Origin of the sequence: Streptococcus mitis (assembly GCF_023109105.1) — a bacterium.
Classification (GTDB): domain Bacteria; phylum Bacillota; class Bacilli; order Lactobacillales; family Streptococcaceae; genus Streptococcus; species Streptococcus mitis_BW.
The window spans coordinates 1-25,878 of record NZ_JALDTZ010000002.1; the positions used below are offsets into that span (position 1 = coordinate 1).

25 protein-coding genes, 1 tRNA gene and 1 other RNA gene are annotated in these 25,878 nt (G+C 40.3%); 6 read left to right on the forward strand and 21 right to left on the reverse strand.

Going from position 1 to position 25,878, the window contains the following annotated elements; translation table 11 throughout:
* Positions 1 to 85: 85 nt before the first annotated feature.
* From gla to M1F37_RS01570, 6 genes are all read right to left on the reverse strand, one after another.
* Complete coding sequence (gla, locus tag M1F37_RS01545) at positions 86 to 991, reverse strand: aquaglyceroporin Gla (RefSeq protein WP_247934453.1); 906 nt, start codon at positions 989 to 991, stop codon at positions 86 to 88.
* Between the two features lie 314 nt (positions 992 to 1,305).
* A complete protein-coding gene (locus M1F37_RS01550; RefSeq protein ID WP_247934454.1) occupies positions 1,306 to 2,469 on the reverse strand; it encodes an ATP-grasp domain-containing protein in 1,164 nt (387 codons plus the stop codon).
* Between the two features lie 12 nt (positions 2,470 to 2,481).
* Positions 2,482 to 3,222 carry an esterase family protein gene (locus tag M1F37_RS01555; protein WP_247934455.1) on the reverse strand — a complete coding sequence of 247 codons (741 nt, stop codon included), beginning with the start codon at positions 3,220 to 3,222 and terminating at the stop codon, positions 2,482 to 2,484.
* Between the two features lie 20 nt (positions 3,223 to 3,242).
* Positions 3,243 to 4,067, reverse strand: a complete 825-nt coding sequence (locus M1F37_RS01560; protein ID WP_247934456.1) for an alpha/beta hydrolase — start codon at positions 4,065 to 4,067, stop codon at positions 3,243 to 3,245.
* Between the two features lie 135 nt (positions 4,068 to 4,202).
* Positions 4,203 to 5,417, reverse strand: coding sequence for a tRNA uracil 4-sulfurtransferase ThiI (gene thiI, locus M1F37_RS01565; RefSeq protein ID WP_247934457.1), 1,215 nt, complete (start codon positions 5,415 to 5,417; stop codon positions 4,203 to 4,205).
* An 8-nt stretch (positions 5,418 to 5,425) separates the two neighbouring features.
* Positions 5,426 to 6,568, reverse strand: a complete 1,143-nt coding sequence (locus tag M1F37_RS01570) for a cysteine desulfurase family protein (protein WP_247934458.1) — start codon at positions 6,566 to 6,568, stop codon at positions 5,426 to 5,428.
* Positions 6,569 to 6,706: 138 nt separating this feature from the next.
* On the opposite strand from M1F37_RS01570, the gene M1F37_RS01575 reads away from it, so the two are divergent.
* A complete protein-coding gene (locus M1F37_RS01575) occupies positions 6,707 to 7,135 on the forward strand; it encodes a DUF6556 family protein (protein WP_247934459.1) in 429 nt (142 codons plus the stop codon).
* 152 nt (positions 7,136 to 7,287) lie between these two features.
* Here the strand turns inward: M1F37_RS01575 and M1F37_RS01580 are convergent, their stop codons facing one another.
* The 4 genes from M1F37_RS01580 to M1F37_RS01595 all read right to left on the reverse strand — a co-directional run bounded on the left by M1F37_RS01580 (position 7,288) and on the right by M1F37_RS01595 (position 13,276).
* Entirely contained in the window at positions 7,288 to 9,591 is a 2,304-nt protein-coding gene (locus M1F37_RS01580; protein WP_348771855.1) for a DNA translocase FtsK, read from the reverse strand.
* A gap of 87 nt (positions 9,592 to 9,678) precedes the next feature.
* The gene (locus M1F37_RS01585) at positions 9,679 to 11,631 is read right to left on the reverse strand and encodes a fructose-specific PTS transporter subunit EIIC (protein ID WP_247934461.1); all 1,953 of its coding nucleotides are present in this window, start codon (positions 11,629 to 11,631) and stop codon (positions 9,679 to 9,681) included.
* The gene (gene pfkB / locus M1F37_RS01590; RefSeq protein ID WP_247934462.1) at positions 11,628 to 12,539 is read right to left on the reverse strand and encodes a 1-phosphofructokinase; all 912 of its coding nucleotides are present in this window, start codon (positions 12,537 to 12,539) and stop codon (positions 11,628 to 11,630) included. The genes M1F37_RS01585 and pfkB overlap by 4 nt, the downstream gene beginning before the upstream one ends.
* A complete protein-coding gene (locus M1F37_RS01595) occupies positions 12,536 to 13,276 on the reverse strand; it encodes a DeoR/GlpR family DNA-binding transcription regulator (RefSeq protein ID WP_247934463.1) in 741 nt (246 codons plus the stop codon). Before M1F37_RS01595 ends, pfkB begins: the two co-directional genes overlap by 4 nt.
* 161 nt (positions 13,277 to 13,437) lie before the next feature.
* On the opposite strand from M1F37_RS01595, the gene M1F37_RS01600 reads away from it, so the two are divergent.
* The 3 genes from M1F37_RS01600 to M1F37_RS01610 all read left to right on the forward strand — a co-directional run bounded on the left by M1F37_RS01600 (position 13,438) and on the right by M1F37_RS01610 (position 16,150).
* Positions 13,438 to 13,525 (forward strand) — tRNA-Ser (locus M1F37_RS01600).
* 78 nt (positions 13,526 to 13,603) lie between these two features.
* On the forward strand, positions 13,604 to 15,259 hold the full coding sequence (locus M1F37_RS01605) for an AAA family ATPase (protein ID WP_247934464.1): 1,656 nt from the start codon (positions 13,604 to 13,606) through the stop codon (positions 15,257 to 15,259).
* Positions 15,260 to 15,295: 36 nt separating this feature from the next.
* Positions 15,296 to 16,150 carry a DNA adenine methylase gene (locus M1F37_RS01610; RefSeq protein WP_247934465.1) on the forward strand — a complete coding sequence of 285 codons (855 nt, stop codon included), beginning with the start codon at positions 15,296 to 15,298 and terminating at the stop codon, positions 16,148 to 16,150.
* Positions 16,151 to 16,382: 232 nt separating this feature from the next.
* Here the strand turns inward: M1F37_RS01610 and ssrA are convergent.
* The 4 genes from ssrA to M1F37_RS01630 form a co-directional block, all read right to left on the reverse strand.
* Positions 16,383 to 16,730: a transfer-messenger RNA gene (gene ssrA / locus M1F37_RS01615) on the reverse strand.
* Between the two features lie 61 nt (positions 16,731 to 16,791).
* Positions 16,792 to 17,427 carry an SGNH/GDSL hydrolase family protein gene (locus M1F37_RS01620; RefSeq protein WP_247934466.1) on the reverse strand — a complete coding sequence of 212 codons (636 nt, stop codon included), beginning with the start codon at positions 17,425 to 17,427 and terminating at the stop codon, positions 16,792 to 16,794.
* A 1-nt stretch (position 17,428) separates the two neighbouring features.
* A complete protein-coding gene (locus M1F37_RS01625) occupies positions 17,429 to 18,256 on the reverse strand; it encodes an HAD family hydrolase (protein ID WP_153219667.1) in 828 nt (275 codons plus the stop codon).
* 21 nt (positions 18,257 to 18,277) lie between these two features.
* Entirely contained in the window at positions 18,278 to 19,603 is a 1,326-nt protein-coding gene (locus M1F37_RS01630) for a CapA family protein (RefSeq protein ID WP_348771856.1), read from the reverse strand.
* A 174-nt stretch (positions 19,604 to 19,777) separates the two neighbouring features.
* On the opposite strand from M1F37_RS01630, the gene def reads away from it, so the two are divergent.
* Positions 19,778 to 20,389 carry a peptide deformylase gene (gene def, locus M1F37_RS01635; protein ID WP_001272956.1) on the forward strand — a complete coding sequence of 204 codons (612 nt, stop codon included), beginning with the start codon at positions 19,778 to 19,780 and terminating at the stop codon, positions 20,387 to 20,389.
* A gap of 44 nt (positions 20,390 to 20,433) precedes the next feature.
* Complete coding sequence (rlmB, locus tag M1F37_RS01640) at positions 20,434 to 21,162, forward strand: 23S rRNA (guanosine(2251)-2'-O)-methyltransferase RlmB (protein WP_000855742.1); 729 nt, start codon at positions 20,434 to 20,436, stop codon at positions 21,160 to 21,162.
* Positions 21,163 to 21,398: 236 nt separating this feature from the next.
* On the opposite strand, the gene trxB is transcribed toward rlmB, so the two are convergent.
* From trxB to M1F37_RS01675, 7 genes are all read right to left on the reverse strand, one after another.
* The gene (gene trxB, locus M1F37_RS01645) at positions 21,399 to 22,310 is read right to left on the reverse strand and encodes a thioredoxin-disulfide reductase (RefSeq protein ID WP_247934467.1); all 912 of its coding nucleotides are present in this window, start codon (positions 22,308 to 22,310) and stop codon (positions 21,399 to 21,401) included.
* 65 nt (positions 22,311 to 22,375) lie between these two features.
* The gene (locus M1F37_RS01650; RefSeq protein WP_000926599.1) at positions 22,376 to 22,600 is read right to left on the reverse strand and encodes a DUF4059 family protein; all 225 of its coding nucleotides are present in this window, start codon (positions 22,598 to 22,600) and stop codon (positions 22,376 to 22,378) included.
* Positions 22,601 to 22,677: 77 nt separating this feature from the next.
* On the reverse strand, positions 22,678 to 23,421 hold the full coding sequence (locus tag M1F37_RS01655; RefSeq protein WP_000590965.1) for an amino acid ABC transporter ATP-binding protein: 744 nt from the start codon (positions 23,419 to 23,421) through the stop codon (positions 22,678 to 22,680).
* Positions 23,421 to 24,221, reverse strand: a complete 801-nt coding sequence (locus tag M1F37_RS01660) for an amino acid ABC transporter permease (RefSeq protein ID WP_049552098.1) — start codon at positions 24,219 to 24,221, stop codon at positions 23,421 to 23,423. Before M1F37_RS01660 ends, M1F37_RS01655 begins: the two co-directional genes overlap by 1 nt.
* Positions 24,222 to 24,378: 157 nt before the next feature.
* Positions 24,379 to 24,735 carry an arsenate reductase family protein gene (locus M1F37_RS01665; RefSeq protein ID WP_247934468.1) on the reverse strand — a complete coding sequence of 119 codons (357 nt, stop codon included), beginning with the start codon at positions 24,733 to 24,735 and terminating at the stop codon, positions 24,379 to 24,381.
* A gap of 5 nt (positions 24,736 to 24,740) precedes the next feature.
* On the reverse strand, positions 24,741 to 25,259 hold the full coding sequence (locus tag M1F37_RS01670; RefSeq protein ID WP_247934469.1) for a methylated-DNA--[protein]-cysteine S-methyltransferase: 519 nt from the start codon (positions 25,257 to 25,259) through the stop codon (positions 24,741 to 24,743).
* A complete protein-coding gene (locus tag M1F37_RS01675) occupies positions 25,259 to 25,753 on the reverse strand; it encodes a GNAT family N-acetyltransferase (RefSeq protein ID WP_247934470.1) in 495 nt (164 codons plus the stop codon). The genes M1F37_RS01670 and M1F37_RS01675 overlap by 1 nt, the downstream gene beginning before the upstream one ends.
* Positions 25,754 to 25,878: the final 125 nt, after the last annotated feature.

Below are 25,878 nucleotides of genomic sequence, written 5' to 3' on the forward strand. Positions count from 1 at the left end.
TATCAAAAAAGAAAGGACGAAATTTGTCCTTTCTCGATCTTAGCTTTTCTTCAACCCACTACAGTTGACAAAGAGCCTCAATTTCTTATAGGTAAAGGAATTTGAAGATAGCTACTGCCGCAATTGCTGCTGCGATAGGTGCTACTACTGGTACCCAAGAATACCACCATTTTGAATCACCTTTGTGCTCACCAAGAACTGATTTTGGAAGGAAAGCATGAAGGAGACGTGGTCCCAAGTCACGGGCTGGGTTCAAGGCAGGTCCTGTAGGTCCACCAAGTGATGTTACCAAGGCCATAACAAGGAATCCAAGTGCCAAGTGAGCAATTCCAAGACCAGATGTCATAAATGGTGCTACTTGTTCTTTAGCTTGGTCAAGTGCTGCTGTTACTTGCTCTTGAGGAATTGTTTGACCTTGAGTAGTTGCTTGTGCAACTTGAGCATTAATAGCTGCTTGTGCTTTTGATACTAGTTCAGCACCAAAGAAGTTTTTAGTCATTCCAAGCGCTGCAAAGAAAAGAACAAATGAACCAACAAACTCGTTTACAAAACCATTAACACTTGCTGCAAAACGTGATTCTTTTGTACCATTATCCAAACTTGAAATTGTTGAGAAAGTACCCAAGATATTGTTAGGATTTTCAGTTTTCAAGTAATATGGGCGGTGTGTTGCCACAACCAAGGCTTGACCAAAGATAGCACCCAAAACTTGTGCAAGGATATAAGGAGCTACTTGTGCCCAAGGGAAGAGACCGCTGATTGCAAGTCCAAGAGTGAAGGCTGGGTTGATGTGGTTCCCAGATACGTTACCAAACATCAAGGCTGGGATCATAACACCCATACCATAACCAACAGCGATAACGATCCAGCCACTTTGGTGACCTTTCGTACCTTTAAGTTCAACGTTAGCAACTGCACCATTACCAAGAATGATCAAAATAGCAGTAGCCAAAAATTCAGTGGCATATTTAATTGCCCATGTGAAATCCATTTGATAGATTCTCCTTAAAATTTTTTAGACAATCCTTATTCTATCAATTTTTATATCTTTTAGCAACAAGTTTTCTAAAAGAATATATAAGAAAGCGATTTCGTTTATTATAATACTCAATGAAAATCAAAGAGCAAACTAGGAAGCTAGCCGCAGGCTGCTCAAAACACCGTTTTGAGGTTGTAGATAAGACTGACGAAGTCAGTAACCATACCTACGATAAGGCGACGCTGACGTAGTTTGAAGAGATTTTCGAAGAGTATAAAAAAGCAAAAGGATTAAGGGAGTGAATTTCCTTAATCCGAGAGTTCTTATTATTGACGTTGTCCGAAATCAGCAATCATCTGCTCCATTTCTTGTCGGCTCGGAGTTGTCAGCATATACAGGTAATCTCCTTGAAGTTCCGCGAAGGCCTCTGGCATGATTTTTTTAACCTTGAACTGCTGACTGTATTTGGCAAGCAAGTCCTCCTCAGAATAGACATAATGAGCATTTGCACGTCGAGAAGTAGCCAAACAATACTGAGGTTCAAACTCTGACACTGGGAACTCCTCTCCTGCAACAATGGCTGCATAGCCACGATAGAGGTCCAAGGAATGAGCAAAGTTATAAACATCGATAGTGAAACCACCTGCAGGACGGTTATTGTACTCGATGGCAATATAATCATCCCCCTCGCGGAAGAACTCTATATGGAAGAAACGTTCTTTCATCCCAAATTCCTTGACAATCGCTTCCCCATACTTGCGCAGTTTAGGATCCATATCCTTGAGCACATAGTAGGAATTGTCCATCTTGTAAATCATGAGATCAAGCGGTGTATAGGCGTAGTCAAAGGTTGTTGAAAAGACGATTTTTCCATCCTTGTCCACTAGTCCATCAAAGGTGCAAATTTCACTGGAAGTGACAAATTTCTCAAAGAAATAAACGGTCGAATGGTCCCACTCAGCCTTGAAGTGATTGATATCGTCTGCTGTCTCAAGTTTAAAGGTTGCGGCTGCTCCCACTCCATTATCAGGTTTGGCAATTATTGGCAGGCCAATTTCTTTCACTGCTTGATCTACATCTGCTTCCGTCTTGATAACAGCTCCAGGAACCACAGGGACACCTGCTTTTTTGAAAAGTTTCTTCATTTCAGACTTATATTTAGTCTTTTTGAGATCCTCTGGTTTGGCACCAAAGATATTGAATTGTTCTCTGAGTGCTGCGTCCAGCTCCAGCCAGTATTCATTGTGAGACTCAATGCGGTCAATTGGGCCATGTTTATAAAAGAGAAAAGCAACTGCACGTTTAACTTCGTCTATGTTCTCAAGATTATCAACACGGAAATACTCAGTCAGGCTATTGCGCAAGGGCTCATCCAATTGCTCATAGGGTTCTTGACCAATTCCCAATACTGTGATTCCTTTATTGGCTAGTTCAATCGTAAACTGTTGAAAATTTTGCGGATAGTAGGGAGAAATAACAAGGTAATTCATAGGTAACTCCTTTTATAGATACAGGTGTCCAAGAAAATAGGGCATTTGTTTACGCCACCATTCCCAGTCGTGGGCGACATCGTGTCCCCATTCAGCAAACCAGGCTGGAATTTGTTTTTGATCAAAGGCTTCTTTGAGCTTGTAGAAAGATGGTAGACCGTCTTGTTCCCAGGCACCAAGGCCCGTACAAAGCACAATCTCTGCCTGACGGTAACGGTCAATAAACCAGCCGTCGTTCTGATTCCAGATATAATCTACTGGCGAGTTTTGGTAAATAGCATCATCATTGTAGTAATCGCCTACAAAGAAACGTGCATCGTAAACACCACTAAGAGCAATCACCTTGGTAAAGACATCTGGATGCTGGAGGAAAAAGTTGACTGCATGGTAGGCACCCATCGAGCAACCTGTCGTCATCATGCCATCAAACCAACCTGTCTTATGCTTGATAAAAGGAATAGCCTCCTCAATCACATAGCGTTCGTAGGCACGGTGCATCTCTGCTTGGTCGTGACCATTTTTCCAAGTGGCCAACCAGCTCTCACTATCTACACTGGATAGGGTAAAGAACTGAACACGGCCTTCCTCGATAAAGGAAGCACAGGCATCAATCATGCCAAAATCATAGTATTCGTTGTGACTACCACCTGATGAAGCAAAGACCACAACTGGAATCCCAGCATGCCCATAACGGTTGAGGTACATTTCACGGTTAAGATGGCCACTCCAGTGGCTAAGGTTTTCAATATGCATCGGCTTTCTCTTTTTCTAACTTACCATTTTTCTGCAAAAAATCTCAAACAATCTGGTAAATTTTCCGACCAAGGAATTTCACTATGGATAGCACCAGACTGAACTTTCAAGACAAGATTATCCAGATGAACTCCCCCTGCTATCAAGTCATGGTAATAGCGAAGCGACGAGTCGATATAGGCCTGCTTTATATTGCCAGCCATAAGCGTCTTGTCTGTATCATCAGCTTCTTCCGTCCCCACATAGATGAAGATGCGCTGGTCAGGCGATAGTTTCTTGCGCTCAATATAGCGGTTAAAAGCTTCTTGGTGAAGCCAGTTTGCAGATGAAAAGACTCCTAGACATCCAATTTGGTCTTGGAATTCCAAACCGATAAACTGGGTAATATTGCCTCCTAATGAGGAACCAATCATAGCCGTATGTTGGCGATCAGCTTTGGTACGGTAGGTCTCGTCTATAAAAGGTTTGACCACCTCCATGACAAACTCGGCATACTCCACACCCTTACCGCCAAACTGCTGCCCCGGGATAGGAGATTCTTGGAACTTCCAAGCCGCATACTCATTCATCCGACCCATGCCATCATTGTCAATAGCAACGACAATCATGCGACTGATATCGGGATTTCGTTTAATTGCTGGGATAATCTTCCATGAATGACCAATAAAAGATTCCTTACTATAAAAGACATTTTGCCCGTCATGAAAGTAAACCACAGGATAGGAACGGTCTGTATCTTTCTCATAATCTTTGGGAAGAAGAACACGTACACGGCGCTCCTTACCAGTATAAGGAACCTTGAGTTTGTGTTCTTTCATTTTTAAATAAAAGTAGGATTGATTCATTGTCAGAAAACTCTCTATATTCAAAATTTTATCTCATTATATCATAAAAATAGAAAAAAAGTCAGTTTTGCTTCCATTTTTGGATTAAAAACTAACTTTTTAATTTATTTTCCTAAATTCTTTTGGATTTTCTGATTAAAGCAGATTGTCAATTAAGTCATCTACTTCATCTTTTTCAACTTGAGGTGTAATCTCAGTAATCATAATCCCTGCCACTGCTCGCTCAACTAATCCTTCAACGTCCATACGTGTCTCATACTGCTCCGCGTTCTTAATCTTTGGATTTGTTTTCGGACGATCAGGTGCAAAAATCGTACAGCAGTCTTCAAAAGGCTGGATAGAAATATCAAAGGTATCGATTGCTTGGGCGATGTCAATAATTTCCAACTTATCCATAGTAGCCACAGGACGAATGACTGGAGTGCTGGTCACAGCGTTGATAGTCTGCATGCTTTCCAAGGTCTGGCTAGCTACTTGACCAAGACTTTCCCCATTGATGATAACTAAACCATTTCGTACCTCACGGATACGGTCGGTAATTCTCATCATAAAACGGCGTGTCAAGGTCATGAGGTAGGCTTCTGGCGCTTTGGCCTTAATTTCCTCTTGAATCTCTGTGAAAGGTACTTCGATAAACTGAATATTGCCCCCAAACCTGGTTAATTTACGAGTCAAATCTTGGGCTTTTTTAAGTGCACCAGGACTCGTGTAAGGTGGACTAGCAAAGTGAACTGCCTCAATATCAACCCCTCGTTTAAGAGCTAAATAACCTGCCACAGGTGAATCAATTCCTCCTGATAACATGAGCATACCTTTACCAGAACTTCCCACAGGTAATCCTCCTGCTCCACGAAAGGTTTCATAAGAAATATAAGCCGCTTCCTCACGAATCTCCACCTGAAGATTAATATCTGGATTTTTCATCTGAGCCTGTACGTTTGGAATGGCTTCGAATACAGCTCCTCCAAGTGTTTGGTTGAGTTCACGACTGTCAAGTTCAAAGGTGTGGTCGCTACGTTTACTAGAGATTTTAAAAGTCATGCCTTCTTTGTATATATCTTTCATAATCTCTTGGACAACAGACTTAAGAACTTCCACAGACTTTTCGACTTTATAAACGGGAGAAAAGTTTTGAATCCCGAATACTTGTTTGAGGGATTCTGCTACTGCGGTGTAATCAGCACCATTGAGGTAAGCGTGGGCACGGTCGCGATCTGCGGTTACCTTAACTTGAGGATAGATAGACAAAACGTCTGAAATATTATTACGAAGTTTATTGATGAAACGCATACGATTTTTGTGTTTAGTTGACAATTCTCCATAGCGGATCATAATTTCTGAATACTGCATAAATGCTCCTATCTTACTTTTCTAGTTTGATTGTAAATTAATTTTAGCTTGGTCAAAAACTGCTCGACCTGACTCATATCATTTTCAAGGTCTAGACTTAGACGCACAGCTGACTGGGCCTTATCCTTGTCCACTCCCATGGCAATCAAGGTGCCTGCGGGTTTTCCAGCCTTGGACGAACAAGCAGAGGTCGTAGAAATAAAAATATCGTAGTCTTCAAAGGCGTGAACGATAACTTCTCCACGAACACCCTTGATTCCAAAAGTCAGAATATGAGGGGCAAAGTCTTCCTCAGCTGAGAAAACAAAAATATCTGGATAATCCAGAAGGGCTTGACGAATCACTGTCTTCATCTGCCCAGTCTTGCTAGTAAAGAAATCTAGCTTTTCCATAGACAAACGGAGAGCCTTGGCTGTCGCTGCAATCCCTGCCACATTTTCAGTTGTTGAACGATAATCGCGCTCCTGACCACCACCTGTTAAAAGAGGCGTAATCTTCTTGCCAGACTTGATATAGACAAAGCCAACACCACGAACTCCGTGGAACTTGTGACTAGAGAAAGTCGCGAAATCCACTCGTTCTGTCAGGTACTTGTCAGTCGGAATCTTGGCAAGCGCCTGAACCGCATCAACATGGAAGGAAATAGTTGGCTTGTCTGCCAACAGTTCTGAAATAGCCTCAATAGGCTGGATAGATCCGATTTCATTGTTCACAGCCATGATGGAAACGAGGGTCGTATCAGGTCGTATTAAACCTGCTAGCGCTTCAACATCCACAAATCCTTTCTCATCAACTGGAGCAAAATCCACTTCAAACCCTTGACTTTTCAGCCAGAGGGCTGACTCCTTGACTGCCGGATGCTCAATGGCTGATACGATGATGTGCTTGCCAAACTGGGCTTTTTCAAAGGCCACACCCTTGATGACCCAGTTATCTCCTTCTGTCCCACCAGAAGTAAAGAAGATTTCATCGCTTTTCTTACCGATTAAATCTGCAATCTGTTGGCGAGAAGCATCTAAGATTCGTGTTGCCTGTTCTCCTAAACGATGGAGACTAGATGGATTTCCTAAAATTTTTGAAGCGACCTGCATATAGGTTTCAAGGGCTTCAGAATAGGGCTTGGTCGTCGCCGAATTATCAAAGTAAATCATGTTTTCTCACACTTTCTAAAATCACTCCTTCTATTGTATCATGAAACGGAGCTTGCGACAAGAAAGGGCAATTCCTCTTTTTTTAAGATTTTTTTAAAGAAATGAGGTATAATAAATTTTAGTTAAAGGAGAGAATGCATGTCTAATTATCGTAGAACTTCAAAACCAAAAACAGAACACATCAAAAAAGGCTTTACAGTCTTTCAAAAAACCATTGCTACTATCGGTAGTATCCTTGGCTTAATTACCGCGAGTATCACTATCATGAACGCCTTGGATAATAACAAAAATACTAAAAAAGAACCTACGACAACCCAGACGACAACCATTGTCAAAGAAATTCAAAAGGAATCCCCTCAGGAAAACACTAGTCCCAATAAGGAAAATAACACTTCTCAAGAAAAAACACAACAAGAAGAAACGCCAAAATCCAGCATCAAGGAAGAGAAAAAAGAAGAGCAGAAAACAGCAACTCAAGACTCTTCTACTCCTACTCCAAGTAAACCTGCCACTGAAACTGAAAAGCAGTCCAATAATACTCCAACTTCGGAAAATAATACTCAATGAAAATCAAAGAGCAAACTAGGAAGCTAGCCGTAGGCAGTACTTGAGTACGGCAAGGCGAAGCTGACGTGGTTTGAATTTGATTTGCGAAGAGTATAAAAGTAATCAATAGCCAGTAAAATAGCTCCCCTCCAAATTTGGAAAGAAGCTATTTTTTATTGTTGTAAAACTTTTCTTGGTTTAGTACCTTCAGCTGGACCGATGACACCTGCCATCTCAAGTTCTTCCATGAGGCGGGTCGCACGGTTAAATCCAACAGACAAACGACGCTGAATCATGGATGCACTGGCTTTCTGAGTTTCGATTACCAAAGCCTTGGCCTCTTCAAAGAGAGGATCACCTCCAGATTCGCCATCAGAAAATTCACCTTCATTTTCAGAAACTTCTCCCGGATCAAAACTCTCATCGTAGTCTGCATCCGCCTGAGCCTTGATATAGTTTACGATGCGTTCGACATCGTCATCTGAGATAAAGGAGCCTTGGAGACGAACAGGATGATTTTCATCAATCGGTTTAAAGAGCATATCACCTCGACCAAGCAGTTTTTCAGCTCCATTTTCATCCAAAATCGTACGGGAGTCTGTCCCTGATGAAACTGCAAATGCCACACGAGAAGGAACATTGGCCTTGATCAGACCAGAAATGACGTCAACGGATGGACGCTGAGTTGCAAGAATCATGTGAATACCTGCAGCACGTGCCTTCTGTCCAAGACGGATGATAGCATCTTCTACTTCCTTACTGGCCACCATCATGAGGTCCGCCAACTCATCCACAATCACGACAATGAGTGGTAGTGGAATCTGCTTATACTCAGACTGGGCATTGAACTCTTCTACCTTGGCATTAAAGCCTGCAATATTCCGAACTCCCACCTTAGCAAAGAGTTCATAACGATTTTCCATCTCATCCACAACCTTTTGAAGAGCCTTGCTAGCCTTACGTGGATTTGTCACGACTGGAATCAAGAGGTGGGGAATATCATTGTAAACAGATAACTCAACCATCTTGGGATCCACCATCATAAATTTAACTTGGTCCGGTCTCGCCTTCATGAGAATGCTAGCGATAATACCGTTAACTGCTACTGACTTCCCTGAACCCGTTGAACCTGCGACTAGCAAGTGGGGCATTTTAGAAAGGTCAAAAGCTCTTGCGGTACCATTAACAGCCTTTCCTAAAGGAATTTCCAAGAGATTTTCTGCTTTCGTTTGAGATTGTTCCCATAGTTCTCGGAAAGAAACTGTCGCAATCTCGGTGTTAGGTACTTCGATTCCGACTAAGGATTTCCCAGGAATTGGAGCTTCAATCCGGACATCCTTAGCTGCCAAGGCAAGAGCGAGGTCGTCGGCTAGATTGGAAATGCGGTTGACCCTTACACCTACTGCTGGCTTGACTTCATACTTGGTTACTGAAGGTCCAATTTCAGCCCGTTCAACCGTTACCTTGATACCAAAGCTAGCAAAGGTTTCTTCTAAGATTTTGATATTTTCTCGAACAATTTTCTTCTCTTTAGACTGGTCTTTGGGTTTATCAGGTGCAAAGAGTTGTAAGCTTGGAAGTTTGTATTCAAGAGCCTCCTTGGCTGAAAAATCGACCTGAACATCTTCAGCATCAGAGCCATCTTCCTGTTCAGGGAATTCAAGTTCAGCTTGAGGCAGGATAATTTCTGGTTCCACCCACTCTTCTTCTGGAACAGGAGGAACGTCAAGCACACCATCATCAGTCAGAATTTCACCCGTTTCCATATCAACAGGAGGCAAATCGAGTAAGGCTTTTTCAGCTTCTTCTTGTTCTAATCTAGCCTCTTCCTCAGCCTTTTGGCGAGCTTTTTCTTCTTGTTTGACAAAGCGTTCCTCTTTTCGTCGCTCATGCCCTTCTCGCCATTTGGCAAAGCCTCTACTGAAAAATTCAGCAACATCATAGACAGACCAAGAACTGACTAGGAGAGTCCCCACTAAAATCAAGATAACTCCAATAAAGTAAGTACCGATATTTGAAAAAAGAAAGGCGGTTGGCATATAAAGAGCGACCCCAATCAAGCCCCCTCCAGCAAAACTGGTCGTTCGAAAACCAGTCAAATCCGTCACAACCTGAGCCATGGTTCCTTTTAGGACCGACTTATCCAAACCATATTTCCAAACTAAGTAGGCCTCAAAAATCAAGAGTAAGCCAGCAAATATGGTGAAAAATCCAGATAGGAGCCCTTCCTGTTTTCGTATCCACTTGAAAAAGAAGAGATAGAGTAGGATACCAAATATTGCCAGATAAGCTAGGCTACCCACCAGCAAGCGAATTAAATTGTAAAGAGTTATACCCGCAGCCCCTAATTTGAAGGCTGCGAAAATCAATAAAATCGCGATTCCTAATGAAATCAACATTCGTTGAATCGCTTCTTTTCTTTCGAGTTCTGCTTTAGACGGTCTCCGTCTTGTTTTACTTGTATTCTTGTTTGCCATTCTTCTATTATACCATATTTCACAGGCATTTCGGAAAGAGAAAAAGACTGCACCAAATGGTACAATCTTTCATTCTCTATCTAAGTTTTATGCTTGTGGTTTGCGTAGGTAACCATAGACCACACCACTTACGATTGCTCCTACCAAGACAGAAACTAGGTAAAGGAGGGCATTTGAAGTAAGGGCGATCACGAAGATTCCTCCGTGTGGCGCCATGAGTTTGATACCAGTAAGACCAACGAGGCCACCTGCTACTGCTGAACCAAGGATGAAGCTTGGAATAGCACGAGCTGGGTCAGCTGCACCAAATGGAATCGCTCCCTCAGTGATAAATGACAAGCCCATGATGATGTTTGTCAAACCAGAGTTGCGTTCTTCCTTAGTAAATTTATCTTTGAAAAGAAGAGTTGCGATAAAGATGGCAAGTGGTGGCACCATTCCTCCAGCCATAACTGCTGCCATAGCTACAGAACCACCTGAAGAAACAGTCGCTGCAAGCGTACCTGTACCAAAGACATAAGCTGCTTTATTGACTGGTCCACCCATGTCAACAGCCATCATTCCACCAAGGACGATACCAAGAAGGACAGCTGAACCTCCTCCAAGACCCCCTAGGAAGTCATTCATAGCAGTGTTTATTGCTGCCATTGGGATATTAACAGCTAGCATGACAAATCCAGTCAAGATTGTTCCAAGAAGTGGCAAGAGAAGGATTGATTTTGCACCTTCAAGTGAACGAGGAACTTTAACGTATTTCTTGATAGCAAGAACCAGGGCACCAGCAATAAATCCACCAACAAGGGCACCTAGGAAACCAGATGAAACACCTGCAAGAGTTGAAGTGGATTCACCACCTGCGGCATAAGGAATTTTACCAAAGGCAAACCCTTCTTTGGCAATAGCACCAGCCACGAAACCTGCTACCAAACCTGGTTTTTCAGCGATAGAGTAGGCAACATAACCTGCAAAGACTGGAAGCATCAAACCAAAGGCTGCACCACCAATTTTCATAAACATAGAAGCTAGCTCATGGTAGGAACCAAGATTTCCAAGGTTTTCATTTGGCACACCCAAAGCACCATCAATCAAGAAGGCAAGGGCAATCATGATACCACCACCGATAACGAATGGCAACATTTGCGATACACCACTCATCAAGTGTTTGTAGAAGGCACTACCAAGGCTTTGTTTTTCGTTAGAGGCTGTTGCAGTTTTTGCTCCATTAGCAGCACGATAAACTTCAGCATCTCCAGAAAGAGCCAAGTTGATCAACTCTTCTGTCTTACGGATACCGTCAGCAACTGGACGATTGATCAAAGGTTTGCCATCGAAACGATCCATTTCAACGGCCTTGTCTGCTGCTATGATAACAGCTTTAGCCTTACGAATGTCTTCCGCAGTTAGTTGGTTTCCAACACCGCTAGCACCGTTGGTTTCGACCTTAATTCCAACACCCATTTCAGCAGCAACTTTTTGAAGGGCTTCTTGAGCCATGTAAGTGTGGGCAATACCTGTTGTACAAGCTGTAACAGCTACGATAAAGTCATCAGAGTCATTGGTAGGTGCTTGAACCGGCTCCTCAGCTTTTTCTGAAGCTTGGTTAAAAAGTTCGATAACTTGGTCAGCTGATGTTACTTGGCGAAGTTTGTCAGCAAAACCGTCTTTCATCAAGTATTGAGACAATTCTGCCAAGGCAGCCAAGTGGGTATCATTGGCACCTTCTGGAGCCGCAATCATAAAGAATAAATCAGTTGCTTGTCCATCCAAACTCTCATAGTCAACACCCTTGTTCGACTTAGCAAAAAGAACAGTCGCTTCTTTGACAGCAGCATTTTTGCTGTGAGGCATTGCGATTCCGTCACCCAAACCTGTAGAAGTCAAGGATTCACGCGCCAAAATGCCTTCTTTAAAGGTTTCAAAATCTGTCACATAACCGTGCTCTGTCAAACTTTTAATCATCTCTTCAATGACAGCTGTTTTTTCAGTTGCCTGCAAATCCAGCAACATGATATCTTTTCTCAATAAGTCTTGAATTCTCATCGTTTTTCTACCTCAACTTTTTCATATGTTTCTTTAATAAATTCTGCCGTTGCCAAGTCATCTGAGAAGGTCGTTGCTGTTCCGCAAGCCACTCCCCATTTGAAGGCTTCTACTGCGTCTTTTGATTTGACAAATTCACCTGTGAATCCGGCAACCATAGAATCACCAGCCCCAACTGAATTTTTGACTGTTCCCTTGATAGGTTTAGCAAAGTAAGCTCCCTCAGATGTAACAAGGAGGGCACCGTCACCAGCCATAGAAATAATGACGTTTTGGGCACCTTTAGTCAGTAACTCACGAGCATATTTCTCGATTTCATCTAAACTTTCGAGTTTAACTCCAAAGATCGCTCCCAGTTCGTGATTGTTTGGTTTGACAAGAAGTGGCTGGTAGTCCAAACTATCAATCAAGGTCTGTCCTTCAAAGTCACAAACCACTTGCGCACCCGTCTGACGCGTCAAGGCAATCAAATCCTTATAGATAACATTGCCTAGATTTTTAGTACTTGAACCAGCAAAGACAACTGTATCTGCTGCTGTTAAACTTGAAAGAATAGCTTTCAATTCTTCTAACTGAGCTGGTTCAACAGTTGGACCCCTTCCGTTGATTTCTGTTTCTTGGTCTGCTTTGATTTTAACATTGATACGAGTATCTTCTGCTACTTGGACAAAACTCGTCTCGATTTCTTCTTCTTCTAAAGTATCTGTAATAAATTTACCAGTAAAGCCACCGATAAATCCAGTCGCTGTATTTGGAATATCCAAGCGTTTCAAGACACGACTGACATTGATTCCTTTCCCACCAGCAAACTTATCATCACTGTCCATACGATTGACACTACCAACTTGGACTTGGTCCAAACGAACGATATAGTCAATGGATGGATTGAGTGTGACTGTATAAATCATACTTCTATTACCTCCGTTTTCTCCTTAATAGCCTGCAAGAGCTCATGCCCTTGACTTGTGATAACAATAGCTCGTTTGAGTGGTGCTACCTTGGCAAAGCAAGTTTGTCCTATTTTTGATGAATCGACCAAGACATAGGTCTGTTTGGCATTCTCTAAAATAGCACGCTTCACAGCTCCCTCCTCCATATCAGGAGTCGTATAATAGCCATCGTCCACACCATTCATCCCGATAAAGGCACGGTCAAAGTGCAATTGGTTAATCTGGTTAAGAGCAACGCCCCCGATGCTAGCATCTGTCGCCATCTTGACACTTCCTCCAACCATGACAGTTGGAATCTGCTTTTCAACCAACTGAGCAGCATGGTGAATCGAGTTGGTCACGACTGTAACATTCTTATTGACCAATTCATGAATCAAAAAAGCAGTTGTTGTTCCAGCATCGATAAATATGACATCTTTTTCTTTAATGAGAGAAGCTGCTTTCTGAGCCAGCAACTTCTTTTCTTGAAGGTTTTTGACAGATTTTTCTTGAATGGTTTCTTCTTCCTGCAAGGAGTGGGGTAATTCTGCTCCACCATGCACGCGACGAAGCTTGTTTTCCGCTTCCAACTCATCCAAATCTCTTCGAACCGTTGATTCTGAGGTCTCTAGCAAACTAACTAATTTTTCTAGAGAAACTACATGATGTTGATTTAATTCCTCTAAAATCAGTTGCTTCCGCTCTGTTTTTAACACTGAATCACCTCCTGTTATCGTTTACACTATTCATTCTATCACACTTTCTTTCAAAGTCAAGCATATTTTATCACTTTCTTCCAAATTCTATCATTTTCCTTATTTCCAGAATTTTTATTGCAAGATAAGAGCCTTTATGGTAGACTATTTGAGTAAGTATTGGAAGATTACTCAAGAGGCTTAAGAGGCCGTGTTGGAAACGCGGTAGGCGTGTAACAGCGTGCGTGGGTTCGAATCCCATGTCTTCCGTTAAATATATAAGACTGCATCTTATGATGGAGTCTTTTCAATATATATAATAAATATTGATGAAAGATGTCATTGAGTATGAGAAGAATAGAATTTATCCAATATAGAAAACTTAAAAACCTTAAAATAGACTTTGATGATAATATTAACATCTTAGCAGGAACAAATGGAACTTGTAAATCATCCATACTTCATTTGATAAGTAACTCTCATCAAAAAGTTTCTAATTCGTCAGATAATCCTGTTTTATCAACTATTCAAAAAATTAATAAAATATTCAATCCTAAGATTGAGGCATTAGCCCGAGGGGATAAAAAATATAATGATCCCGCTCCTGGAGTAGCTGGTACTCTCTATACCGCAGTTTTTGAAAACTATTCTTTAGATTTCAGAAGACATAATAGTAAAACTATAAATAATCATGATCGCTTTGCAATTAAACCTAAATACAAGAGAGGTACTTCTGATAGACTTCCTGAAATTCCAATTATCTATTTAGGAACATTCAGACTATTTTCCTATGGTGAATGGGATGGTGAAAGTAAGTTTAAAAATATTATTAATAAGTTACCAGAAAAATATCTTAATAAACTAAGTGAGCTCTACAAGAAGTTTACTGGATATGAAATTCATTTTGATGGGAAATTGAATAATTTCGGAGGAATTCGATCTAAGACAGAGTTTTCGACAACTACCGAGGGAATTGATTCAAATACAATTTCTGCGGGCGAAGATAATTTACTTACAATTTTAACATCATTAGTTTCATTGAAAGCATACTATGAAAGTATAAATCCTAATGAAAATAATTCTATAGAAAGTATATTACTAATTGATGAACTAGATGCCTCTTTACATCCTGAATTTCAGATCAAATTGATAAATGAGTTTAAAGAGTTTTCAAATGAATACAAAATTCAAATTTTTTTTACTACTCATAGTTTTTCACTAATTGACTATTCCCTTGATAAAAAAATTGGTAAATTGATTTATCTAACTGATCAAGTTGACCATGTTGATTTATTATCTAATATTAATAAGTACTCAATTAATGCACTTTTACAAAATAATCTAGTGCAAAATATTTATGAAAATACTCGGATTCCAGTATTATTGGAAGATGATGAGGCAAAAGATTTCTTCAACAATCTAATTCAATCATATCAAGAGAGTCATAATATTATAATAGAGTCCTTCTTTCATATAGTAGACGCAAAGTTGTCCTCTGAAGCAATAAAAGCTTTGGCAACGGATAAATTTGCTAAACAGTCAAGTATTAGAACTATATCCATAGTTGATGGAGACCAGACTTTAAAGACTGAATCTTTAAATCATAACTTACTAAGCCTTCCTGGGAAATCATCACCCGAAGAACTCATTTTTGATTATCTGAAAGTGAACCTGGTAAATGATGATGAATTTTGGAAAAAAGCTGACCTTGTTGCAAGTGGTTACACTAAAAAGTATGTTCAAGATCAATTCCTTTCACAATTAGCTGAATTAGAAACCAAACTCAAATTACCTGGTTCACATCATGGCGATAGACGAGAAGGAAATAAGAAAATTTATCAAAGTGATGCTGTTTTTTGGAACTATGTTATGAAATATTGGATTGATAATAATGAACAAGAAGTGAATAAATTCTTTCAAAAATTACACATATCTTTCTATAAAACTGCTCCATTTTATAACATTGATCAATCAAAATGGCCATTAAAACCCAATCCAAAATAGAATCATGATTACTTTAGAAAGAGAGTGACGAAACAAATGAGAAACATTAGTCCGTTACGATATCCTGGTGGAAAAACACAAGTATATGATTTTGTTAGAGAACTTATTGAATTGAATGAATCAACAACATATATTGAACCTTATATGGGGGGAATGGGGATTGCTTTAAAGTTGCTCTTGAATAACAACGTAAAGAAAATTATGGTAAATGATTATGATAAAGCTATTTATGCATTCTGGTACTCTGTTTTAAATTATACAGATCACCTTATTAACTTAATTGAGACAACTTCTATTACGATTGAAGAATGGAAAAAACAGAGAATTATACAACAAAATAAAGATGTATCTGAAGACCTACTTGAATTAGGATTTTCAACTTTATTTCTTAATCGAACAAATCGCTCAGGAATCATGAAAGCTGGTGTTATAGGCGGTCTCCAACAGAATGGTGATTACAAACTTGATTGTCGTTTTGATAAAGATAAAATTATTGAAAAAATTAAATTAATAGCTTCTATGAAAAGTAGAATTAAGCTATATAATATGGATGCTGAAAAATTTATTCGACTAAATATTACTAAAACAAAAGATTCCTTCACATTTTTTGATCCTCCTTATTACACCAAAGGTCCTGGTCTTTACACAAATTTTTATAACCACGAGAATCATCTTAATTTATCTTATACCATTAAGAAATATTTAAAAAATAAAAAATGGATTCTCACATATGATGTTGCACCTGAAATTTTTCAAATGTATAACACTTTTCGCAACGAAAAATATTATTTAAATTATTCAGTAACCAAACCTAGTAAGGGAATAGAATATATCTTCTATTCAAACAATTTAATCATTCCACAAGATACAAGACATTTGAAGAAGGCTTAGAAAACTCATATTTCTAAGCCTTTTATAATAGAGCTGGAGAACGCTTTGCGAAGTACATAGATTTCTAGGATTCAACAAATGTTGTGTCCTTTTTTATCGCTTTTTTAAAAATAAGGTCTGTTTTAGGGTCTATATGTGACTCCTTTGTTGTATCCTTTTTTCGCAAAAGAATGCAAAGGAATATCAAAGACAAAAATAAAAAACGTTGATTTAACAACGTTTTAGTAATTAATAATGGAGCCGGTGGGAGTCGAACCCACGTCCAAACACCTGCCAACATATTTGTCTACAACCATAGGTTATGTATTAGTTTAACAGTCCCTCGACACATAACTCAAGCCTAGAAACTGCGAGTCTATTAATCTCTTATCAAGCCGCTAGACGAGACTTAATCGTATCTCGCTAATAATAAGACCTGTCATTGAACACGAGCAATCCAAATCGGGTCACGCCTGCTGGTTTTTAGGCAGCTAGAGCGTAAGAAGTGTTATTTTTTGCAGTTATATTTAACTGAGCGTTTACGTCGCCACACGAGTCGCAAAATATGCCTCATAATGCCTGTCGAATCCGTAACGACCCCAAAAGACAATAAAACCATTATACCTTATCTAACAAAAAAATGCAAAAAGGAAATCGACTAACTATAAAAGATAGTCTTTCAAAGCTTTGGTCAAAACCTGATAACCAGTAACACTAAGGTGCAACCCATCAGTTGTATAATCTTTTTTGAGTTGGCCTGCCTGGTCTGTCAAACTATCAAAAACTGACACAAATTCCACCTGTATATAGGCAGAAGCAAGCCCTTGATAGGCTTGATTCCATTTCTGAATTTTTTCATTCGTGCGGATATAGACTGTCTGCTTGTACTCCTCGCCCTCATTGACTGGCAAAATGGAAAGCAATTTAATCTCAGTCAATGGATAATCGCGAGCAATAGATTGTATGATAGCTTCGAGATTATTGAGAGTCTCATTCACAGGCACATCTTTTCCGATATCATTTGTCCCAATCAAAAGGACAATTTTATCTACTGCTCCACCGTAAAGATGCGCATCTAGATTCTCTCGTAACAGCCCTGTCTGATAACCTCGAATGCCTCGATTGACAATCGTCTTCGACGTCCCAAATAATTCCTGTAGAGGATAATATTCGACAATGGAATCCCCAATAAAAAGAATGTCTGGCTCTAGAACAGAAACTTGATTTAAGTGACGATACTTGGTTTGAATTTTTTCTTGTTCCTTTAGTAACCAATTTTCTAATAACTGTACTGCCACTTCATTCTCCTTTTTCTAACCAGTTTTCCAAGACTTGATAAACTCCTCCTTGGCTGTTGGCTGGCGCTAGAGCAGTCGCCACAGCTTTGGCCTTGTCATCAGCATTTTCCATCGCATAGGCAATTCCAGCCATTTCAAGCATTTCAACATCATTTTCACTGTCACCGAAAGCCATGATTTGTTGAGGGTTCAATTCCCAAAGCTTGAGTAATTCTTCCAAGCCCCACGCTTTATGAATCCCAGATTGGAGGATATCAATGCAACCATAGCCACTCGATACAGCCCGAACACGGCCATCAAAGAGGTTATTGATTTCTTCCAAGACCGAACTCAAACGTTCCTCACCAACAACCATACTCATCTTAAGAACACCACCAAAGAGGTCAGAGGTTAATGTATCCACAAAATGCATCCGTTGATAGAATTTTTCAATCATTTCTGGAGTCATAAAACTTTCAAGATCTGTAAAAATCGTACCTTCTTTGACGAAACCACCCTTCATCCCCGTTACAACAAACTGATCCTGACACGCTCGATCCTCGAAATGAGCCAAGGCCTTATCAACAATGGCATCATCCCAAGTCTGGGCCTGAATCAGTTCATTGTTTTCAAAAATACGAGCGCCGTTAGCAACAACCAGAACCACTCGATCGACCAAGTGCTCCAGTAGTTGCCTCATGCGGTGAATTTCATTGCCCGTCGCGATGACAAAACGAATACCCCTTTGATCCAACTGATCTAAAATCTTTTCCAAGCGTGGGATATCAAGCTGGCCTCTAGCATCCAGCAAGGTCCCATCCATATCTGTCGCAATTACTTTAATCGTCATTTACTTCCCTCTGGATTCAAGCTAGTCCCACTTCAATCCCACATGTTCATTCATTTCTTTATAGGCTGTATCAATTCGTTCCTTAGTCGCTTCATCTAATTGATCACGATGACTGCCACCTTCGATAAAATCTTCTAAGATATAGGTTTGGTAAAGGAAGAGTGGATAACCTTCTGGAGAATAGGTTCCTTTCGGTGTACGATTTACCCAAGAAGGATGCGCTTTGGCAGTTTCGATTGTCGTCTTACCTGATTTTTTCTTAATGGTCACGTCCATGAGCACACCACGCTCTGTCCACTTAGCATTCTCTTCATCTTGCATGGTTTCAATTCGTTGATTAGAAATGAAGTTCCCCATTGAATAGATAATGAGTTTTTTGTCTCCATCTTTTTCAACCGTTTCAGATGGTTCAACTACGTGAGGGTGCCCTCCAAAGATAATATCCGCTCCCCAATCGATCATCTTGTGATAAAGAGCCTTTTGTTCTTCAGTTGGTTCCAAGCGATACTCCACACCCATCTGAGGCATGATAATGGTGATATCCGCTTCCTTCTCTGCTCGTTCAATTTCAACCTTCATCTTGTCTTCATTTAGGTCTGAAAGATAGCGGTTATAGTCTTCTTGAGAAATACTTTGCTCAATTCCATTAAATCCATAAGAATAGGCTAAAAGTGCAACTTTGATGCCATTCACTTCCTTGATAACCAGTGGAGCTTGGTCACGGGACTCATGCGTATATACTCCAATAGGTGTCATTCCTGCCTTCTCAATAGCATCTGCTGTTGAAACCACACCTTCTATTTGTGAATCTAGGATATGGTTATGCGCCAAGTCTAGCACTTGATAACCTGCATCCTTGATGGCATCCATGACTTCGCCAGGTGCATTAAAAAGAGGATAACCAGCCAAATAGTGGTCCTTGTTTACCGTACCTTCAAAGTCGCCTATAATCAGGTCTGCTTGTTTGAGCCATGGTTTCACATAATCAAAATTTTCATGAAAATCATAGGTTCCATCTTCTTTTAAGGCAGAACGATAGATAGGAATGTGATAGAGGAGGTCCCCGTTAGCCATAATTCTTGCAGTTTTTTCCTCGTCCTGATCTTTAGCATTTTGATTGGTCTTATTTGCTTCTTGAGAAATGGTATCCTTTTTTTGACTGGTTAAGGGGATTCCTTGGAAGCTTTCAAACAACAAGACCAAGCCCATTGATAAAACAACTGCTAGCAAGAGTATCGCCACAAATCCCTTATTGCTCCACTTGCGATAACTCCTAAAAAAGTTTACAAAGCCTCTCACAAAATGAAAAACTGGTCCACGTTTATTTCTATCCTGTCTTCTTTGCATTTTCATTCTCCCTACTTTCTAATGCAAGCCTTTTCTTTTTATTATATCACAGATAAGTAATTCTTTCACAATTGAATCGAACCTACTAGACATTTTCTATAAAAGCTCGATGCCGTAATACTTTCAATCCTTGTCATTTTGTGTTATCATGTAGAGGTAATGAAAGGAGAGAAAATGTCTGCAATAGAACGTATTACAAAAGCTGCTCACTTAATTGATATGAACGATATTATCCGTGAAGGGAATCCTACTCTACGCGCGGTTGCTGAGGAAGTTACTTTCCCCCTATCTGATCAGGAAATCATCCTTGGCGAAAAAATGATGCAATTCCTCAAACATTCCCAAGATCCTGTCATGGCTGAAAAAATGGGGCTCCGAGGTGGTGTTGGACTTGCTGCTCCTCAATTAGATATCTCAAAACGCATTATCGCTGTTTTGGTGCCTAATATTGTTGAAGAAGGCGAAACTCCACAAGAAGCCTACGACTTACAAGCTATTATGTACAATCCCAAAATCGTCTCTCACTCTGTTCAAGACGCTGCTCTTGGTGAAGGAGAAGGTTGCCTGTCTGTTGACCGCAACGTGCCTGGCTATGTTGTTCGCCATGCTCGCGTTACTGTTGACTACTTTGACAAAGATGGAGAAAAACACCGCATCAAACTTAAAGGTTATAACTCCATTGTTGTTCAACATGAAATTGACCACATAAACGGCATCATGTTTTACGATCGTATCAATGAAAAAGACCCATTTGCAGTTAAAGATGGTTTACTAATTCTAGAATAAAGAAAATCCCGTTGCAAGACGGGGTTTTGTGTTATAATAGAGGCATGAAAACAAATGATATTGTCTATGGCGTCCACGCCGTTACCGAAGCCCTCCTTGCAAATACTGGAAACAAACTTTACCTCCAAGAAGACCTACGAGGTAAAAATGTTGAAAAAGTCAAGGAACTAGCTACAGAAAAGAAAGTGTCCATTTCTTGGACTTCAAAAAAATCCCTCTCTGAGATGACTGAAGGTGCTGTTCACCAAGGTTTTGTTCTACGAGTGTCTGAATTTGCCTATAGCGAGTTAGATCACATCCTTGCAAAAACACGTCAAGAAGAAAATCCACTTCTATTGATTCTAGATGGCCTAACTGACCCTCACAACTTAGGCTCCATCTTAAGAACCGCTGATGCGACCAATGTTTCAGGTGTCATCATTCCCAAACACCGTGCTGTCGGTGTTACTCCTGTCGTTGCCAAAACAGCCACAGGTGCTATTGAGCATGTTCCAATCGCCCGAGTAACCAATCTAAGCCAAACTCTAGACAAACTCAAGGATGAAGGATTCTGGACCTTTGGAACAGATATGAATGGGACTCCTTGCCACAAGTGGAATACAAAAGGAAAAATTGCTCTCATCATCGGAAATGAAGGAAAAGGTATCTCTAGCAACATCAAAAAACAGGTCGATGAAATGATTACCATTCCTATGAATGGACATGTTCAAAGCCTTAATGCCAGTGTTGCTGCAGCTATTCTCATGTACGAAGTTTTTCGAAATAGACTATAAAAAAGTTTCCAGTCATCTGATTGGAAACTTTTTTATGATTATACTCAATGAAAATCAAAGAGCAAACTAGGAAACTAGCCGCAGGTTGCTCAAAGCACTGCTTTGAGGTTGTAGATAAGACTGACGAAGTCAGCTAAAAACACTGTTTTGAGGTTGCAGATAAAACCGACGAAGTCAGTTACCTATATCTACGACAAGGCGACGTTGACGTGGTTTGAAGAGATTTTCGAAGAGTATTAACTATGTTCGGTGATAAACTTGTAAGCTTCTTGACCAGCAATAGCTCCATCTCCAACTGCTGTTGTCACTTGACGAAGGTCTTTCAAGCGAACATCACCAACTGCAAAGATACCGTCAACTGCAGTTTTCATGTGGTTATCTGTCACAATCCAGCCTGCCTGATCTTGGATATTCAATTCTTTAACAAAATCGCTAACAGGGTCCAAACCAACATAGATAAAGACGCCACCAAAGGCTTGCTCTGTCACTTGACCTGTTTTCACATTTTCAAATACGACAGATTCTACTCGGTTTTCACCCTTGATTTCCTTCACTACAGAATCCCAGATAAAGCTGACTTTCTCATTAGCGAAGGCACGGTCTTGTAAAACCTTTTGGGCACGGAGTTGATCACGACGGTGAACGATGGTAACAGTCTTAGCAAAACGAGTCAAGAAGAGAGCTTCTTCAACAGCTGAATCTCCACCACCGACTACCAACAAATCTTGGTCACGGAAGAAAGCACCATCACACACAGCACAGTAAGAAACACCACGACTGTTCAGTTCTTCTTCTCCAGGCACTCCCAAAGGACGATGTTTAGAACCAGTTGCTACGATAACTGTACGTGTTTCATATGTTTGGTCATCAGTAATCACTTTCTTAAAATCACCATGGTCTTCTACATTTTCAACATAACCATAAATGTGCTCAACACCAAGATTTTCAAGTGGTTCAAACATCTTTTCAGCCAATTCTGGGCCACTGATATTAGCGTACCCTGGATAATTTTCAATATCAGATGTATTATTCATCTGACCACCTGGCAGACCACCCTCAATCAAGGCTACTTTCAAATTGCTTCGAGCAGCGTATAAGGCCGCAGTCATCCCTGCAGGTCCAGCTCCGATAATAATAGTATCGTACATATAGATTCCTTCTTTCTTATTGTAACTATCTTTATTCTAACTCTTTCTTGTCAATCAAGCAAGGATTATGCCTTGAAAACAAGAATTAAACTCATAACCGCAAAGGATAATACTGGAACAACCAAGACACCAATCATAATCATATCATAGAGATGGGCTTGGCGAGCCTTGGCTGTCTTATCAACTCCCGACATAGCTCTTAGTCCAATCCAAATCCCTAAAAAAATCAGGACAAGGATGGTGGTCAAGATCAAACTCTCGAAATATAAAGAAAATAGTTGCAGTAGCATGATTTCTCTCATTTCTATCTTTTTTAAAGAGTAAACTCAGCTAGTCCAGCTAACTGAGTTTTTCTTTATCTATTATATCAAATATAAGTCCGTTTGTAACTAGCGAAGAATTCTTTTGTTCGCTCTTCTTTTGGATGGTGGATAATCTCATCTGGTGTTCCAGACTCGATGATTTTCCCCTTATCTAAGAAGAGAATCTTATCAGCTACTTGGGCTACAAAGGACATGTCATGACTGACCAAAATCATGGTTTGACCTGACTTAGCAGCATCTGCAATAGACTTTTCTACTTCACCGACCAATTCTGGGTCAAGGGCTGAAGTTGGTTCGTCTAAGAGCAAAACATCTGGTTTCATAGCAAGCGCACGCGCTAGGGCAACCCGTTGCTTTTGTCCACCTGATAAATGGCGAGGATAATGGTTTTCACGGTCAGAAAGCCCAACCTTAGCCAACTCTTCCTTAGCAATCTTAGTCGCTTCTTGGTCAGATAATTTCTTGACAACAACCAAGCCTTCTTTCACATTATCAAGTGCTGTACGGCGTTCAAACAAATTAAACTGTTGGAAAACCATAGACAGCTTACGGCGTAAAGCAAGGATTTCTTCTTGAGTGATTTTAGAAAAATCAACCGAGAAATCATCAATCTGAATAGAGCCACTGTCAGGTGTTTCAAGATAATTGAGGCTACGAAGGAAGGTTGATTTTCCAGCTCCTGAAGAACCAATCAAGGCGACAACTTCCCCTTTTTGAATATCCAAGTCCAGATGATCCAAGACAGTCTGACCTGAAAAGGATTTGCTTAAATTCGAAATCTTAATCATTAACGAAGGTCTCCTTTCACATCTGTTTGCACTGTATCTGGTGCAGAAATAGCCATTTTCCTCTCGATGAAACGACCGAGGCTTTCAATTCCAATATTGACTACCCAATAAACAAGGGCAACGGAGATAAAGCGTTCAAAATAGCGGTAATCAGCTCCACCTAAAATCTGAGCTTGGGCAAAGACTTCCACAACACCCGCACTAAAGGCTAGGGATGTTCCCTTGGTCAAGCCGATTAAAGAATTAATCAAGGTTGGAGTTGCCACAACTGCCGCATTTGGAATAATCACTCGTCGATAAACTTGTGCTCGGGTCATACCTAGACTGCGTGCTGCCTCAATCTCACCAGGATTGACTGAGAGAATGGCTGCACGAATGGTTTCACTAGCATAAGCTGCTTCATTAAAAGCAAAGGCTACAATCGCAAAAGCTGCAGCTGGAATAGCATTGATATTGAGACCAGTTCCCCATTGCTGATTGAGAGCTTTCAAAGCCAAAGGGATTCCGTAGTAGGTCAACATGAGTTGCACCAAAATCGGTGTCCCTTTTAAGAAACTAACAAAGAAAGCCTGCAAGGGATATAAAATCTTGACACGATTGATTTTGACAATGGCAAAAAGAAGTGCTAAAACCAAGCCAAAAAGGGCACCACCAATTGTCAACATAATCGTTATTGGAAGTTGTTGGACAATTCTAGGGATTCCATCAAAGACCGAACGCAAGCTAAAAAGCTTGCCATCCGGAATCAATTGCATCAAGTTTTGGTACCAATCTGATGCTAAAATCGTTGTAACATTCATAAAAACATCCTCTCCTGATAATGATTCATTCTACCATACTTCTGCCGTCAATGAAATTATTTGCTACGGTCAGATACGAACTTTGTCTATCTACTAGTTTATCATACTTTGAAACAGGGAGGTTATATATTTTATCTATCAAAGAGATAAGTAAAAACTATTTCAATCCCAATTCTTCATAAGGTTTTCGATAACCGATTTGTTTAACAGTTCCATTCTCCACTAAAATGGGGCGTTTTAACAACATACCGTCACTTGCTAGCAACTCAGCTGCTTCTTGGTTTGACAGACTTCCTACCTTATCTTTCAGCCCTAATTCACGGTATTTGATTCCACTGGTGTTGAAAAATTGCTTCAACTCAAAACCTGAGGTTTCTAACCAGTTTAAAATAACTTCTTGGCTTGGTGTTTCTTCCACGATATGAACAGCTTTATAGTCCACACTGAGTTGGTTTAATTCTTGTTTTGCTTTTTTACAAGTTGAACATTTTGGGTATTCGATAAATTCTAACATGTCTTTCACTTTCTATTGTTTATATCTTGAAAATCTGCGCCTTCATGCTCCAAGAGCCAGGCTTTCTTTTCCACTCCTGCAGCATAACCTGTCAGACGCTTGCCTGCGCCCAGCACACGATGACAAGGTACTAGGATAGACCAAGGATTGCGTCCTACCGCTCCACCAATTGCTTGAGCAGAATCCACTTGCAGGTCTTGGGCTATTTGTCCATAGGTCACTGTCTGACCATGAGGAATCCCCTGTAAATAGGACCAAACTCGCTTTTCAAAATTTGTTCCGATTGGAGCCAAGGGCAAGTCGGATAACTCTTGAGACTTGCCTTTAAAGTAAGCATCTAAGCAAGCAATAACTGGGTCTAAAATAGGATGACTAACAACTTCTTCGATTGTTTCATCTCCTAGTCCCCTCTCAAAATTCTTCTGCTCCTGCACCCAAATTCCATACAAATAATGGTCATCAGCTACCAGTGATAGAATACCAATTGGCGAAGAGTAGAGAATTTTTGCGTACTTCTTTTGCATTATTTCTTCAATTTTTGATAGGCCAAGCGTTCCCCATCAACCGGCACCTTACCGACCTGTTTAAAACCCAGTTTTTCAAAAATATGTTGCATAACCTTGTTTTCAGAGTGCGTATCTGAGCGAAAATCTAGATAATCAAAGCCTTCAATCAAGCCCTCTAAAAAGGTTTGAGCAACTCCTTGTCCTTGAAAACCTCTTGCTACGGCGATACGGTGAAAGACTAGATACTCTGACTCTTCAGCTTGCCAGTTTCCTTCATAAATGGCTTCATAGGCTGCCTCTGGACTCTTGGTCACAGCAGCATAAGCTAGTAGTTCTCCCTCTTCTAAGGCTACGTAGGCCTGGCCTGAGATAATATCCTCAATAACAACATCAGCATTTGGATAACCATTTTGCCACTGGTCACTACCAGCATCTGCTAAACATTTTTTAGCATCCTCCATCACCTGCATGATGGCATCTACTTCATTTGGAAAAGCTAAACGAATCTCCATCTTTTCTCCTCATTTCTGACTAGTTTCTCCCATCATAGCATAATTTAAGCCTTTTCACAAGCAGTTAAAACTTGACTTTCTGTTTTTATTTTCTTATAATCTAGTTATTAAAACTAGATAAAAAG

Excerpts from the sequence above, each read along its gene's own strand:
- M1F37_RS01585 (WP_247934461.1), bottom strand. The coding sequence starts at position 11,631 with ATGAGAATTCAAGACTTATTGAGAAAAGATATCATGTTGCTGGATTTG.
- M1F37_RS01555 (WP_247934455.1), bottom strand. The coding sequence starts at position 3,222 with ATGCATATTGAAAACCTTAGCCACTGGAGTGGCCATCTTAACCGTGAA.
- M1F37_RS01650 (WP_000926599.1), bottom strand. The coding sequence starts at position 22,600 with ATGCTACTGCAACTATTTTCTTTATATTTCGAGAGTTTGATCTTGACC.
- M1F37_RS01675 (WP_247934470.1), bottom strand. The coding sequence starts at position 25,753 with ATGGAGATTCGTTTAGCTTTTCCAAATGAAGTAGATGCCATCATGCAG.
- M1F37_RS01610 (WP_247934465.1), top strand. The coding sequence starts at position 15,296 with ATGAGAAACATTAGTCCGTTACGATATCCTGGTGGAAAAACACAAGTA.
- trxB (WP_247934467.1), bottom strand. The coding sequence starts at position 22,310 with ATGTACGATACTATTATTATCGGAGCTGGACCTGCAGGGATGACTGCG.
- M1F37_RS01580 (WP_348771855.1), bottom strand. The coding sequence starts at position 9,591 with ATGGCAAACAAGAATACAAGTAAAACAAGACGGAGACCGTCTAAAGCA.
- thiI (WP_247934457.1), bottom strand. The coding sequence starts at position 5,417 with ATGCAGTATTCAGAAATTATGATCCGCTATGGAGAATTGTCAACTAAA.
- M1F37_RS01670 (WP_247934469.1), bottom strand. The coding sequence starts at position 25,259 with ATGCAAAAGAAGTACGCAAAAATTCTCTACTCTTCGCCAATTGGTATT.
- gla (WP_247934453.1), bottom strand. The coding sequence starts at position 991 with ATGGATTTCACATGGGCAATTAAATATGCCACTGAATTTTTGGCTACT.
- M1F37_RS01570 (WP_247934458.1), bottom strand. The coding sequence starts at position 6,568 with ATGATTTACTTTGATAATTCGGCGACGACCAAGCCCTATTCTGAAGCC.
- M1F37_RS01560 (WP_247934456.1), bottom strand. The coding sequence starts at position 4,067 with ATGAATCAATCCTACTTTTATTTAAAAATGAAAGAACACAAACTCAAG.
- pfkB (WP_247934462.1), bottom strand. The coding sequence starts at position 12,539 with ATGATTTATACAGTCACACTCAATCCATCCATTGACTATATCGTTCGT.
- M1F37_RS01655 (WP_000590965.1), bottom strand. The coding sequence starts at position 23,421 with ATGATTAAGATTTCGAATTTAAGCAAATCCTTTTCAGGTCAGACTGTC.
- M1F37_RS01630 (WP_348771856.1), bottom strand. The coding sequence starts at position 19,603 with ATGCAAAGAAGACAGGATAGAAATAAACGTGGACCAGTTTTTCATTTT.
- M1F37_RS01625 (WP_153219667.1), bottom strand. The coding sequence starts at position 18,256 with ATGACGATTAAAGTAATTGCGACAGATATGGATGGGACCTTGCTGGAT.
- M1F37_RS01660 (WP_049552098.1), bottom strand. The coding sequence starts at position 24,221 with ATGAATGTTACAACGATTTTAGCATCAGATTGGTACCAAAACTTGATG.
- M1F37_RS01605 (WP_247934464.1), top strand. The coding sequence starts at position 13,604 with ATGAGAAGAATAGAATTTATCCAATATAGAAAACTTAAAAACCTTAAA.
- rlmB (WP_000855742.1), top strand. The coding sequence starts at position 20,434 with ATGAAAACAAATGATATTGTCTATGGCGTCCACGCCGTTACCGAAGCC.
- M1F37_RS01575 (WP_247934459.1), top strand. The coding sequence starts at position 6,707 with ATGTCTAATTATCGTAGAACTTCAAAACCAAAAACAGAACACATCAAA.
- M1F37_RS01665 (WP_247934468.1), bottom strand. The coding sequence starts at position 24,735 with ATGTTAGAATTTATCGAATACCCAAAATGTTCAACTTGTAAAAAAGCA.
- M1F37_RS01550 (WP_247934454.1), bottom strand. The coding sequence starts at position 2,469 with ATGAATTACCTTGTTATTTCTCCCTACTATCCGCAAAATTTTCAACAG.
- def (WP_001272956.1), top strand. The coding sequence starts at position 19,778 with ATGTCTGCAATAGAACGTATTACAAAAGCTGCTCACTTAATTGATATG.